The sequence below is a fragment of the Lentibacillus halodurans genome (assembly GCF_900112045.1).
Lineage (GTDB): Bacteria > Bacillota > Bacilli > Bacillales > Amphibacillaceae > Lentibacillus > Lentibacillus halodurans.
Map to the genome: position 1 here is coordinate 57,564 of NZ_FOJW01000008.1, position 13,298 is coordinate 70,861.

Sequence of the window (13,298 nt, forward strand, 5' to 3'; positions counted from 1 at the left end):
CATTTATATACTTAGGTAACTGTAACAAGATGGAATCTTATATTATTTTATTTTAAAAGGGGGAGAGAGAAGTATGAAGTGGAAGTATTCATTTTTAATCACCCTAGTGCTGGCATTTCTATTAGTGATAGTAGCCTGCAGCGGTGATGGTGGAGCAGATACGAGTTCTGCAGATGAGGAAAGTGAAGAAGGCTCGGAAGAAAACGCAGATGGTGATACAGCATCAGATGAGGAGCAAGTATTAGTATATGCACGTGGCGGAGATTCTACAAGTTTAGACTTTGCTAGTGTATCAGACGGGGAATCATCCCGTGTAACGAAGAATATCTTTGAGAGTCTACTAGATTATGAAAAGGATTCGTTTGAAGTTGTCCCAGGATTGGCACATGACTGGGAAGTTTCTGATGATGGTCTAAAGTATACCTTTCAATTGGAAGAAGGGGTTACATTCCATGACGATACTGACTTCAATGCAGAAGCAGTAAAGATAAATTTCGAGCGTTGGGCAGACCCGGAACATGAATATGCATTTAAAGATGAAGGCTATGCCTATCCTTTGTATGGAACCATGTTTGGTGGTTACAAGGGCGATGAAGGTCATATCATTGAAGAAATCAATGTTGTAAATGATTATGAAATCGAGTTTGTATTAAAACAGCCACAAGGATCATTTTTACAGAACATGGCAATGCATTATTTTGCAATTACGTCTCCAACAGCTTTAGAGGAATATGGACCTGATATTGGTGAAAACCCAGTTGGTACTGGACCATTTCAATTTGTCAGCTGGAGTAAAGATGATCAGATTGTTTTAGAGAAATTTGAGGATTATCGTAAAGAGGACTTACCGAAATTAGATCAAGTTATCTATGAAGTGATTCCGGAAAATTCTGCACGTCTCATTGCACTACGATCCGGTGATGTGGACCTTATTGATGGTGTTAATCCAGATGATGCAGCTGGAATTGAATCAGAAGATGGATTGGAACTATATGTACGCGGTGAAAACAACATTGGATTTTTAGGTATGAATGTTGAAAAAGAACCTTTAGATGACAAATTAGTTCGTCAAGCCATCAACCACGCAGTAGATAATCAATCCATTGTAGATGCACTTTATGCAGGTTATGCAACCCCTGCTGTAAACTTAACTCCACCTAACTATATGGGTTATAACGATGAAATCGAAGGATATGATTATGATACGGACCGTGCTAAAGAATTGTTGGCAGAAGCTGGGCATGGTGACGGATTTGAAATGGACCTTTGGGTAATGCCTGTTGCCAGACCATACATGCCTGATCCTGAGACAGTTGCTGAAATTGTTCAAAGTAACCTATCAGAAGTTGGAATCACGACCAATATTGTTCGTGAAGAATGGGCACCTTATTTAGAAAAAACATCTCAAGGTGAACAAGAACTGTATCTGTTAGGATGGTCCGGTTCTAATGGGGACCCGGATTATTTCTTCGGCAGTTTATTACATGGCGATAGTATTGGCGGTGAAAACCGTTCCTTCTATCAAAATGAGGAAGTTGATGAATTAATTGATCAGGCAGCAACAACAATTGACCAAGATAAACGCGCAGAATTGTATAAAGAAGTCCAAGTTTTACTTCATGAAGATGCTCCAGGAGTGAATTTGGTGCATTCTACACCTCTCGCAGCAGCTAAGAGTGAAGTGAAAGGTTTCATTCCACATCCATCTACGAGTGATCCATTGGAAGAGGTATATATTGAGAATTAAAGACAACAAACGGGGCACTCGGTATTGTCCAAGTTCATTAAGGGGCTTATGAGTCCATAACCCGATAATAAATGTCAACTACCCTATACAGAAAGGGGAGTTGACATTTATTTTTAGGTCAAAACAATCCTTAACCAATTGTTACCTGCTAGTTAAGTTGCTATTGGGGCATTCCCCTAACTTTATCTCTAATCTGACACGGTTCCCACATAATTCCCCCACCTATCCTGAACCTTTTTTCTGCCTTTTTTCACTTTTGGATGGAATTGAATGTAAGCATTATCCCTTGTCTCCTCCACCACTTGAATAGACTCTTTAATCTCATCTTCCAATCCATCAACTCCAGCATGTTGTGCTATCGAAAGCCCGGCTGTTGTTCCCTGTGCAATCGCGACTTTGGCACCTTCAATACCAGTAATGTTTCCGGCGACAAATAAACCATTTAAAGGGGTCTCCATCTTTTCATTGTGTAATGGAACATAGCCACCCAATTCTTCTATTAAATAAAAGGGACAATCTGCAACAGCGGCTAACTCTGTCAGTGGATAAAGGCCCCCTGCTATACAAACAAAATCTGTAGCAACATTTTCCTCACTTCCTGCAACTAGGTCACCATTCGTGTCGATGTTTGCCAGTGTGACGCCTTCGACTTGTTTATTCCCGTAGATGTTGACAACTGCCTTGCGTAATTGAATGGGAATGTCCCACATTGTTACACCGTTTTTAGGATAAAAGCTAACCCCTAACTTTTTCATAAAATCATTTTTCATTAGCTTACTTCCCATTTTGACAAATTGAGATGGTGCCATATGGGAGACATGAAGCAAGGAATCGAGTACTTTTTTTGGATGTGCTTGCTGATTGGTTATGGCATTCATTTTAGGTAATGCCATACACGCAATATCAACTCCAGCGAGTTTCAATTCCATTGCTATAGCAGAAGAGAGGACATTTACACCGATGATGACACCTCGCTCACCTGGCTTGACACGATGCACATTAGTCATGACTTGTGCTGCTCCAACTGACATGACACCAGGTAATGTCCAACCAGGTACCGGAACCGGGGACTCTGCAGCTCCTGTTGCAAGCAACAGATGATTAGTGGACAATGTTTTATTTTCTGTGTAAATTATCCAATGATCACCGAGTTTCTCAATATTGTTAACAGGTGTATTTAATTCAAACTGAACCCCAAGATTCATTGCTTGCCGATGTAATTTATCGGACTCGCTGATCCCGTTCCACCATGACCCGTTTGGTTCCTCATAAAGCTGACCAAGTAATCTCCCACCTGCTTCCAAATATTCATCCAAGACAAGAACTTCCAATCCTTTTTGAGCGCATGAAATTGCTGCAGAAATCCCAGCAGGGCCTGCACCAATCATAATGACGTCATTCATGACTTGACCTCCAATCTCTGACAGGAGTTGGAAGCTGACCACCACTTTCAATAACCATTCCTTCTTCGAGTGGAGTAAGACACGAACGGACACCTTGTTTGCCATCGACTGTGACACGACATTCAAAACAATGGCCAATGTTACAGTAAATCCCTCTAGGTGTATCCTTTTCTTCATGATGTCGCAGTGTCCGAACATCATTAGCCAGCAATGCGGCAGCAATTGGTTCGCCTTTCATACCGCAATATTTTTTTTCATTAAACGTAAAGGAAACCGGCTCCTTTTCATTGAGTGACCCTAGTACAGGGTGATCTACAACACGACGGCTCATGACTCATCCGCTCCTAGGTGGCCAAAGCTAATTGGACGGATTGGAGGTTGATATTTCAACGTGATATCTGTTTGTTTCGTGATGGTTAAGTCGGCAGCCATCTTGTCGACCATATGACGGCATGTTCTGCCTCCACAATAGCCCATTCCAGCTCTTGTCCGCAGTTTTAGTTCTCTTGCTGAACAGTTATACTGGTTTGCAGTTTCGACTAGTGCTTTATATGTAACTTCTTCGCATCTGCAGATAATCATGTTTTCTGTCAATCGAATCACTCCAATGTAATGTCTGTACTGATGATTCATGCAAGAATGATGCCAAAGTTTACATTTTGTGTTTTGATCCCGCATGTAACGGGCAGTAAGACTCCCCAATTATAACGTGGCGTCTATTAATAGCTGATAAGGGGGGGGGGCAACTGCCAGGCAGGTTAATTTCGTCACGTCCTGTGACAACGCCTGCACTAGCACGTCCTGTGCGTCGTAATGCCTATTCTGTTCGGGCCTGCACGATGCAAGTCACAAAGGCGTTGCAACACGATGTTGCGTACTTAGCCATTGTTCCTTATGATCAGTGGGGGATAAAGAAACGCAGACTTAAACCGCTACGTCCCGTGGCAACGTCTGCATGACCTACATCCTGTAGGCCCAACCCCCACTGATTGAAGTATCACTTGATGCCCAACTTATTCAGTCGGTTGTACAGTGTTGCCCTTGTGATTTGCAGGTTTTTGGCACAGGATAATTTGTTGCCATCCACTTTTTTTAATTCCTTTAGAATAATTTCTCGTTCCACCTCTTGTAATCGAGCATTCAGGGAGCGACGATCGTTATATAGGGTGAAGTTGGGATCTGTTTGTTGTGTTTGTTCTGCATCAAACGGAAGATCTTCCAGTTTGATCTCCCCATTCTCTGAAAAGACGACGAGTCGTTCGATAACATTTTTCAATTCACGTATGTTGCCTGGCCATTGGTGGTTGAGAAGTGCTTGCATGACAACTTGAGATATACCATGCAGTGGCCGATTGTACTTGATGGAAATCTCATGCAGAAAATAATGAGTCAGTTCAATGATATCTTCTGGTCTTTCTCGTAACGGTGGAATTTTTACACTGACTACATTCAGCCGATAGTAGAGGTCTTCACGGAATTTGCCCTCTTGGATCAGTTCTTTCAGATCACGGTTTGTGGCAGCAACTACCCGAAAGTCGACTTCGATTTCTTTCGTTCCGCCAACTGGATAAAATTTCTTTTCCTGCAGTAATCTTAAAATCTTCACTTGCATATCTAAAGGCATTTCACCAATCTCGTCTAGAAACAAGGTGCCACTTTTTGCAAGTTCTACTTTACCCTTTTTCCCTTTTTGGTCAGCACCGGAAAATGCACCCTTTTCATAACCGAAGATTTCACTCTCAAATAAGGCATAAGGAATAGCGCTGCAGTTGATTGCGACAAATGGTGCGTTTTTCCCTTCTCGAATATGGTGTACGGCTTTTGCAAATAATTCCTTGCCAACACCACTATCGCCTTGTATTAAGATGTTTGTATCAGTGGATGCTGCCTTGGTTATTTTTTTCTTTGTTTTTTCCAGTACACTACTATTGCCTCGGATCGAGCCGAATGGGTTCTCTGTCTCCATGAATCTTTTCACTTCTTTTTCCAAATGAAACAGTCGCTCGGATGTGTTATACAATTCTTTATTCAGTTTTATCTGACTTGTGATATCTGTTTCGGACACAACTGCTCCAATTATTTGGTTATCGTGTTGAACTGGGTTCGAATTAATCAAAACAACCTGGTTTTCACGTGCAGTATGTTGATTATGGTAGACAGAAGTTTCGTTTTGCAGCGTTTTTAAGATTTCCAGACGTTCAGGATTGAAAAAATCAGTTATTGGCTTACCGATAATATCGTCGCTTTTAACGGAAAAGAGTTTTTCTGCTCCTTTTGACCAAACTAATACGCGTTTTGTGGCATCGATCACTGTGCAGGATTCATCGATGGTGGTTAATATAGCCGAAGTGTAAGCATGTAAATGGTTGTATTGTGTTACCAACTTTTTGCAAAACGATTCAGAATCAATAAATCCAGCCATTTTTCGGTTTTGTTTAATGATAACGGTTTCATATTTTTGTAATAAATAAAAGCTATCCTGAATGGTGTCTCGATTGGAAAGTTCCCCGCAACGGATGCAGCGGACTTTATTTGTCTCAGTTTCTGTCTTTGCCCGATAAAAGGATTCCCCTTTAGTGACAAAAACATTTAAGGAGGAGTCCGATCCCAGAAGTGTTCGCAGTTGATTTTCTGTATTATTTTCTTCTCGTACAAGCTTAAACTGATCGTTCATTATGTCACTTACCGTAGTTGGTTTGATAGACATCATATTCACCCTTTTTAGTGTATAAATTTATTTACACGTTATAAATATTTTTACACAATTATTTTGGAAAAGCAATACTTTTTCGAATAATCTAGCCTGTTGAAGTTGGCATAAAAATTGCATAAAAATAGACAGACAGCATAAGAGGAGGATTGGATGACGAATTCAATACATGGTGATGTGGTTGTCATTGGCGGGGGCATTATGGGAGCGGCGGTTGCTTATTATTGTTCAAAGGCTGGCATTGATATAACCGTTCTTGAAAAGAAGGAAATAGCAAGTGGCACCTCATCCAGATGCGATGGGAACATTTTAGCGATAGATAAGGACCCAGGATTTGACAGCCAAATGTCCTTAAAGAGCCAGCAATTGGTGCATGAATTAGGTAAAAAACTGGATATTCCATTCGAGTACCGAAATCCCGGAAGTATATTGGTTTGTGAGAATGATATGGAAATGGAAGCCGCACAAAAATGGGTAAATCAACAACAAGAAGCAGGGCTTGATTTCAGCATGCTGGACCGTGAAGATTTGCGTAACGAATCCGACTATTTTGCGGATGATTTGTACGGAGGGTTAGCGTGTAAAACAGACGCGACGGTGAACCCTTATATGTTTACATATGCCATGTTTGACAGTGCAAATAAATTGGGAGCGAAAATACATACGAATACCGAAGTGATCAATTTATCCAAAGATGCATCGGGACAATTTGTGATTGAAACGAATAATGGTTCCTTTACAGCCCATAAAGTGGTCAATGCATGTGGGATCTGGGCGCCTTATATCGGGGAAATGGTTGATGTTGACATTCCGATACAGCCGCGAAAAGGGCAGCTGATTGTTGCATCCAGGCAACATCCAGTCGGGTTGCGCAAGGTAATGGAGTTTGGTTATTTAATATCAAAATTCGGTGGCAAACGCCAGGTGGATGCGATAACCGAGAAATACGGTGTTGCGTTGGTTTTTGAACCTACTGAAAGCCAAAACTTTCTTATTGGAAGCAGTCGGGAATTTGTCGGGTTTGACGTAAAAGTGAACCATGAAATTACCAAGAATATTGCTAAACGTGCAGTTCGCTTTTTTCCAAAGATGGCCGAGATGACTGTGATCCGAACTTATGCGGGACTGCGGCCGTGGACAGAAGATCATCTGCCAATCGTTTCACATGTAGAAGAAGTTCCGGGGTTCTATGTTGCAGCAGGGCATGAAGGGGATGGCATCAGCTTGGCAGCAGTCACTGGAAAAGTTATCGAGGAAATGATCTCCGAGCAGGAAACATCGATTCCAATCGACCCGCTTCGTATCGACCGTTTTAAGGAGAGGGTGAGTAGTTAATATGAATTTTCAACGGCTATTTTCAACGATTGATACCCATACAGGCGGCAATCCGACTAGAACAGTTATCAGTGGGTTACCAACCTTAAAGGGGAATACCATGTCGGAAAAAATGCTGTACATGAAAGAACATTATGATTGGATCCGTCAGTTTTTAATGAATGAACCACGTGGTCATGATGTCATGTCAGGTGCACTATTAGTTGATCCATGTCATCCTGATGCAGATGTGGGTGTTATATATATTGAAACGGGTGGCTACTTGCCAATGTGTGGCCACGACACGATTGGTTGTTGTACAGCACTCGTAGAGGCGGGAATGATTGAAATACAAGAACCTTATACGACGTTAACACTGGATACGCCTGCAGGATTAGTGGAAGTGAAAATTAAGGTCGCGCATGGAAAAGCAATGGAAGTGTCTTTTTCCAATGTTCCAGCATTTTTATTAAAGTCTATTGAAGTGGAAGTGGAAGGAATAGGAAGTGTGGCATGTGATATCGCCTATGGTGGTAATTTTTATGGCATTATTGATGCGCGTCCATTAAACCTTGATCTAACGACAGATAATGCTGCCACCATTATTGATAAAGCAATTACCATTCGGGATAAAATTAATGAACTTGAAGAAGTGGTTCACCCAGAACACCCTTTTATTAACGGGTTAACCCATATTGAATTCTTTACCGATCCAGTTCACTCAGAGGCAACAGTGAAAAATACAGTAGTTGTTCCTCCTGGAGGTATTGATCGATCTCCTTGTGGTACTGGTACATCAGCCAAATTAGCGACGATGTTTACCAACAATGAAATTGGCGTCAGCGAATTGTTTGTCCATGAAAGTATTGTTGGCTCGCTATTTAAAGCAAAGGTACTGGAAACATTAATTGTCAAAGATCATCAAGCTGTTATTGCGGAGGTCACGGGGGCAGCATGGATCATGGGGATGCATCGTTTTTTCTACAATGAAAAAGATCCGTTAAAAGAAGGGTTCCTGCTAATCCCGCCAATGGAAGGCCATTAAAGGAGGTGCTTTCAATGGATATAGGAAAAATGTTTACGACAATCGATACCCATGTGGCTGGGGAGGCATTTCGAATTGTTGTGCAATCCCCGATAGTGTTAAATGAAAAGGATATCTTACAGAACCAAGCATTGTTGCAAAACAGGTTTCAACGTGAAAAGGCATTTCTATTAAATGAGCCGCGCGGGCATCGGGGTATGAATGGATGTATCGTTACGCCATCAGACAAAGCAGATATTGCTGTATTGTTTTTCCATCATGATTCTGATATTCATTTTAAATATGGTGGGTTAGTGACAACGATAACCGCATTAACCGAAACAGGTAATCTAGTCAAAAACGCTAATAATACGTATGAAGTTGAAACAATACAAGGGATCTATACGATTCATATATCAATGGATGGCAATAGAGTGGAGACAGTTTCGTTTGAATGTGATGCATGCCACCTCCAAGAACAAAATGAGGAATATAGTTTGGTGAAAGTCGATGGATTGCGAAACTATTATATCTATCCATTGGCTGATGTCATTCCTGGTTTACAATTGGATCATTTAGCATCTGTTAAGCGTTATGGCAAAAAATTGACCCAAAAGCTACAAGCCAGTCATCGAGAATTTTCTGGGGTCGTCCTTGTTGAAGCAGTTTCTGATACAACAGCGCATGCAGTTCGTTCTGTGACATTTGAGCGGGACGGCAGTATAGTACGATCACCGGGAATGGATAGTACATTTGCCATCCACGCGGATAGATTAGGCAGGAAGACGATTGGGGAGTTGACCAATCACAGTATATTCAATAGTCAATTGACATCGAAAGTAATACTGCAATCAAGTAATCGATTTTCAATGGTTGCACAAGGATTTGTTACCGGGGTGAAGCAATTTATATATGACATTGATGATCCGTTACCAGATGGATTTTTACTAAAGTAAAGGAGGGATTCATGTTTATAATAATGTAATCGTTTTCGCCCATTTGGAATGCTAACCTTAATTTGGAGAAAAGGAGGGTGACGTATGAGTAACGAAAGGCGATTACCAACATTACCTGAAGTATTATTCGTGTTAATGTCGTTCGTATTGATTATGTTTTTGTTTATCGTCCAGTTTGAACTTCCGATTCAGCTGGCGTTGTTGACGACTTGGTTTGTCATCATGACAGTTGGTTTAAGAATTGGCTATTCCTATTTTGAAATGCAAAGGGGAATCTTAAAAGGGATTTACGATGGTTTAGAAGCGGTTCTGATCTTGATTTCAGTTGGCGCATTAATTGGAACGTGGATTGCAGGTGGTATTGTCCCTAGCATTATTTATTATGGTTTAACCATCATTGATCCAAGTATTTTTCTGTTGGCTGCTTTTATTACATGTGCCATAACATCCTTGGCAACGGGAACCTCGTTTGGTTCAGCAGGCACAGCTGGGATAGCGATGATGGGGATTGGAATAAGCTTTGGTTTTCCAGTAGCTTTAGTCGCTGGTGCTGTTATTTCAGGTTGTTATGTTGGGGATAAATTGTCTCCATTATCTGATACAACTGTGATGACGGCATCACTATCGAAAGTCAATGTGATCGAGCATATTAAATCCATGTTATATGTAAGTATACCGGCATTTGTCATTGCTGGAATCCTATTTCTAACAACTGGATTCTTTTTTAACAGTGGTGGTGGTGATTTAAGTCAGGCGGAAGATACGATGGCTTCTTTAACGGCGTTTTTTAACATTTCATGGGTAATGGTCGTTCCTGCTGCAGTGGTGATCATCTTACTGGCATTCAAGAAACCGTCCATACCAGTCATTTTATTTGGTGCTTTACTTGGTTCTTTTTGGGCGTTTTTCTTCCAGGATGTGGCATTCTTAGATGCCATTAAGACATTGTATACAGGTAGTTCCATTTCATCTGGCGTTGCGTTTATTGATGAATTGTTAAACCGTGGTGGTATTACATTCATGTTGGAAGTAATTGCCTTAATTATTTTTGCGCTCGGTGTTGGGGGATTAATGGAACAAATTGGTATTTTGCGGGTGATTTGTGTCAAATTGTTGGCATGGGCAGATAATGCAGGAAAAACAACGCTATCCACTATAATTTCTGGATTCTTTGGCAACTTCTTTGGTGGTGCAGCCTATGTATCGGTTATTACGGCAAGTAAGATTACGGAGGAAAACTATGATGATTTAGGAATTGATCGTCGGGTGTTATCTCGGAATACAGAAGCAGGTGGAACAGTAACCACGCCAATGGTTCCATGGTCTGATGGCGGTGTGTTTATGGCAGCAACACTTGGGGTTTCCACGTTAGGCTATTTGCCATTCTTATGGTTTAACTTTTTAGTGGTCATCATTACAGCACTATATGGATTAACCAATAGGTTTATCTGGTACACGAATACAAACGAAACCGATTCACCTGGAATAAAAGAGAATGTGAATTAATGAACCTTTGTAGATTAGAAGGAGGAGATGATGTTGTTACAACTAGAAGGCGCATTCCCAGTTTTGATTACCCCAATGACACAGGATGGAGAAGTAGATTATGGCGGATTGAAAGGGAACATTGATCATTTTGTTGACGAAAAAGTGGCAGGTATTGTCGTCAATGGGAGTACAGGAGAATTTGTAAGTTTAACGAAGGAAGAACGGTTTAAGATAGCACAAGTTGCAATTGAACAAGTGAATGAAAGAATTCCACTTGTTGTTGGGACAGCTGCTGAAACAACAAAAGATGCGATAGAGTATACGCAACAGGCTGAGGCAGTTGGCGCTGATGCTGCATTACTAATTAATTCATATTATGCACATCCAAAAGATCCAGAGATCTATGAACATTTTAAAGCGGCTGCTGAATCTGTTTCCTTTCCGGTCATGGTTTATAATAACCCTTTTACATCTGGTGTAAATATTGGAACAGAAACGATTTTACAAGTTGCCAAAGACGTAGAAAACATCACCCATATTAAAGAATCTAGTGGGGATATCGGCAAAGTCCGTGACATCACAAGACAGGGAAAGGGATTGATTGAAACATTTTGCGGATCAGATGATTTGGCACTTGAGTCTCTTCTAGTCGGTGCAACTGGATGGATATCGGTAGCTGGTAATATTGCGCCGCGTCTTGTGACTGATTTGTATAACAGTGTTGCTGCAAACGATCTTAAACGTGCATGGGAGCTCTATGATCAAATTTTACCGCTATGCAATTTCATTGAAGGCTCAGGTAAATATGTACAGATTGTAAAGCGTGCGATGGATTTACAAGGGTTAGCAGGTGGCCCGCCACGTAGACCGAGACTGCCATTAAGTGAAACTGAAGATAAAACGTTGAAGAAACAATTAAATAAATTGCAAGGTGTTTCTCAATAAAACAGAACAGTCGTGAATCGTTTCGTTTATAAAAAAATCAATGACCAGGAGGTTTATGGACATGGAAACTACAGAGGTTGTTTTAAAGCCTAAAGTTGAAGAGTTCTTGCATGGTGTTAAAGGCCTTTATATCAATGGTGAATATACTCTATCCCATCATAACAGTACATTTAACGTGTTAAATCCTGCCACTGAAGAAATTATTGCAGAAGTGAGCCAAGCACAAACAGAAGATATTGATAAAGCTGTTGCATCTGCAAAGAAAGCCTTTGATAAAGGTGAATGGACTCAGATGGAAGCCGCGGAAAGATCACATTTGATCTATCAATTTGCTGATTTGCTGGAAGAAAACCGAGAGGAACTCGCACAACTTGAATCACTTGATAACGGGAAGCCTTATCAAGTTGCTCTTGAAGATGATGTGGACGGTACCGTTCAGCATTTCCGTTATTATGCGGGATGGGCAACAAAAATAACAGGGAAAACAGTAAATGTTTCCCCGGATTATTTGAATTATATTGTTCACGAACCGGTGGGTGTTGTTGGACAGATCATACCATGGAATTTTCCATTAGCAATGGCAGGTTGGAAACTGGGATCAGCGCTTGCTGTTGGTTGCACAGTCGTTATAAAACCAGCACCTGAAACACCTTTATCGCTGCTTTATGCTGCTCAATTGTTTAAGGAAGCCGGATTTCCAGATGGTGTTGTTAATGTTGTACCAGGATCCGGCAGTGTGGCGGGCGAAGCAATTATTACGCATGAAGATGTTGCGAAAGTAGCTTTTACAGGATCAACTGCAGTTGGAAAGAATGTCATGCAAAAAGCCGCCGATGATATTAAAAGCATTACGTTAGAACTCGGTGGCAAATCTCCAAGCATCGTTTTTGAAGACGCAAATATTGAAGAAGCTATTGAAGGTGCATTTAATGGTACCATGTATAATCACGGACAAAATTGCAGTGCATGCACACGCGTTTATGTGCAGCGCAGCCTTTATGACCAGGTTGTTGACGCGTTGGCAGATCGGGCAAAAGCAATGAAGCTGGGTCCCGGATTGGACGAAAATACAGAAATGGGACCATTGATTTCATCGAAACAGCAACAAACCGTACTCAATTATATTGATACAGGCAAAACGGAAGGAGCCCGGTTAGTTGCAGGTGGCAGAAAGGCTTTTGATAAGGGGTATTTTGTGGAACCCACAGTATTTGCTGATGTTGAAGATGATATGACCATTGCCAGAGAAGAAATTTTCGGACCAGTTATCGCAGTATTACCATTTGATTCAGAAGAAGAAGTTATCAAACGGGCTAATGATAGCGAATATGGATTGGCTGCCAGTGTATGGACGGAAAACATTCGAAAAGGACATCGGGTTTCTGGAAAACTTCAAGCTGGTACGGTTTGGGTAAATGACTTTGGACTAGAATTGGAAACAATGCCGTTTGGTGGATATAAGAAATCGGGTATTGGACGTGAAATGGGAGGAGAATATGGTTTGGCCAATTACACAGAAGTCAAAAGTGTATTGGTTAAGGTTACTTGATGGTTGAAATTTTTTTGATTTATCAGGAGTAGGATAGTTTTTTGGATAGGAAAGGTAATTAAACTGTGGAAGCGAGAGAAATGTAAGTCTCTTGCTTCCCAGTTTAGTTTTGATCGGAAGAATACATGCTAATCATTTGCGAGCTGATGCCTATCTTCAATA

At 41.0% G+C, this 13,298-nt stretch carries 11 protein-coding genes; 7 read left to right on the plus strand and 4 right to left on the minus strand.

The features are described 5' to 3' along the window. Nucleotides 1–73: 73 nt before the first annotated feature. Nucleotides 74–1,747, plus strand: coding sequence for an ABC transporter substrate-binding protein (locus tag BM195_RS10730; RefSeq protein ID WP_090237711.1), 1,674 nt, complete (start codon nucleotides 74–76; stop codon nucleotides 1,745–1,747). A 188-nt stretch (nucleotides 1,748–1,935) separates the two neighbouring features. On the opposite strand, the gene BM195_RS10735 is transcribed toward BM195_RS10730, so the two are convergent. The 4 genes from BM195_RS10735 to BM195_RS10750 form a co-directional block, all read right to left on the minus strand. After that, entirely contained in the window at nucleotides 1,936–3,150 is a 1,215-nt protein-coding gene (locus BM195_RS10735; protein WP_090237713.1) for an NAD(P)/FAD-dependent oxidoreductase, read from the minus strand. Next, a complete protein-coding gene (locus BM195_RS10740; RefSeq protein WP_090237715.1) occupies nucleotides 3,143–3,481 on the minus strand; it encodes a (2Fe-2S)-binding protein in 339 nt (112 codons plus the stop codon). Before BM195_RS10740 ends, BM195_RS10735 begins: the two co-directional genes overlap by 8 nt. After that, the gene (locus BM195_RS10745) at nucleotides 3,478–3,783 is read right to left on the minus strand and encodes a (2Fe-2S)-binding protein (RefSeq protein WP_090238113.1); all 306 of its coding nucleotides are present in this window, start codon (nucleotides 3,781–3,783) and stop codon (nucleotides 3,478–3,480) included. The genes BM195_RS10740 and BM195_RS10745 overlap by 4 nt, the downstream gene beginning before the upstream one ends. A 364-nt stretch (nucleotides 3,784–4,147) precedes the next feature. After that, complete coding sequence (locus BM195_RS10750; RefSeq protein WP_244535739.1) at nucleotides 4,148–5,857, minus strand: sigma-54 interaction domain-containing protein; 1,710 nt, start codon at nucleotides 5,855–5,857, stop codon at nucleotides 4,148–4,150. Nucleotides 5,858–6,013: 156 nt separating this feature from the next. Between BM195_RS10750 and BM195_RS10755 the strand changes: the two genes are divergently transcribed. The 6 genes from BM195_RS10755 (at nucleotide 6,014) to BM195_RS10780 (ending at nucleotide 13,136) form a co-directional block, all read left to right on the plus strand. Then, nucleotides 6,014–7,195, plus strand: a complete 1,182-nt coding sequence (locus tag BM195_RS10755; RefSeq protein WP_090237719.1) for an NAD(P)/FAD-dependent oxidoreductase — start codon at nucleotides 6,014–6,016, stop codon at nucleotides 7,193–7,195. Nucleotide 7,196: 1 nt separating this feature from the next. Beyond that, nucleotides 7,197–8,219, plus strand: a complete 1,023-nt coding sequence (locus tag BM195_RS10760; RefSeq protein WP_090237721.1) for a proline racemase family protein — start codon at nucleotides 7,197–7,199, stop codon at nucleotides 8,217–8,219. A gap of 14 nt (nucleotides 8,220–8,233) precedes the next feature. Continuing rightward, a complete protein-coding gene (locus BM195_RS10765; RefSeq protein WP_090237723.1) occupies nucleotides 8,234–9,154 on the plus strand; it encodes a proline racemase family protein in 921 nt (306 codons plus the stop codon). 84 nt (nucleotides 9,155–9,238) lie between these two features. Then, the gene (nhaC, locus tag BM195_RS10770; protein ID WP_090237725.1) at nucleotides 9,239–10,660 is read left to right on the plus strand and encodes a Na+/H+ antiporter NhaC; all 1,422 of its coding nucleotides are present in this window, start codon (nucleotides 9,239–9,241) and stop codon (nucleotides 10,658–10,660) included. Between the two features lie 33 nt (nucleotides 10,661–10,693). Continuing rightward, nucleotides 10,694–11,587: a 4-hydroxy-tetrahydrodipicolinate synthase gene (gene dapA, locus BM195_RS10775; protein WP_090238116.1), complete on the plus strand. Its 894-nt coding sequence runs from the start codon at nucleotides 10,694–10,696 to the stop codon at nucleotides 11,585–11,587. A 61-nt stretch (nucleotides 11,588–11,648) separates the two neighbouring features. Next, nucleotides 11,649–13,136 (plus strand): aldehyde dehydrogenase family protein, encoded by a 1,488-nt coding sequence (locus BM195_RS10780; RefSeq protein ID WP_090237726.1) that lies wholly within the window; start codon nucleotides 11,649–11,651, stop codon nucleotides 13,134–13,136. The last annotated feature ends 162 nt before the right edge of the window (nucleotides 13,137–13,298 follow it).

Coding starts and splice junctions, on each gene's coding strand:
- BM195_RS10765 (WP_090237723.1), top strand. CDS start 8,234: ATGGATATAGGAAAAATGTTTACGACAATCGATACCCATGTGGCTGGG.
- BM195_RS10780 (WP_090237726.1), top strand. CDS start 11,649: ATGGAAACTACAGAGGTTGTTTTAAAGCCTAAAGTTGAAGAGTTCTTG.
- BM195_RS10730 (WP_090237711.1), top strand. CDS start 74: ATGAAGTGGAAGTATTCATTTTTAATCACCCTAGTGCTGGCATTTCTA.
- BM195_RS10750 (WP_244535739.1), bottom strand. CDS start 5,857: ATGTCTATCAAACCAACTACGGTAAGTGACATAATGAACGATCAGTTT.
- nhaC (WP_090237725.1), top strand. CDS start 9,239: ATGAGTAACGAAAGGCGATTACCAACATTACCTGAAGTATTATTCGTG.
- BM195_RS10735 (WP_090237713.1), bottom strand. CDS start 3,150: ATGAATGACGTCATTATGATTGGTGCAGGCCCTGCTGGGATTTCTGCA.
- BM195_RS10745 (WP_090238113.1), bottom strand. CDS start 3,783: ATGAATCATCAGTACAGACATTACATTGGAGTGATTCGATTGACAGAA.
- BM195_RS10755 (WP_090237719.1), top strand. CDS start 6,014: ATGACGAATTCAATACATGGTGATGTGGTTGTCATTGGCGGGGGCATT.
- BM195_RS10740 (WP_090237715.1), bottom strand. CDS start 3,481: ATGAGCCGTCGTGTTGTAGATCACCCTGTACTAGGGTCACTCAATGAA.
- BM195_RS10760 (WP_090237721.1), top strand. CDS start 7,197: ATGAATTTTCAACGGCTATTTTCAACGATTGATACCCATACAGGCGGC.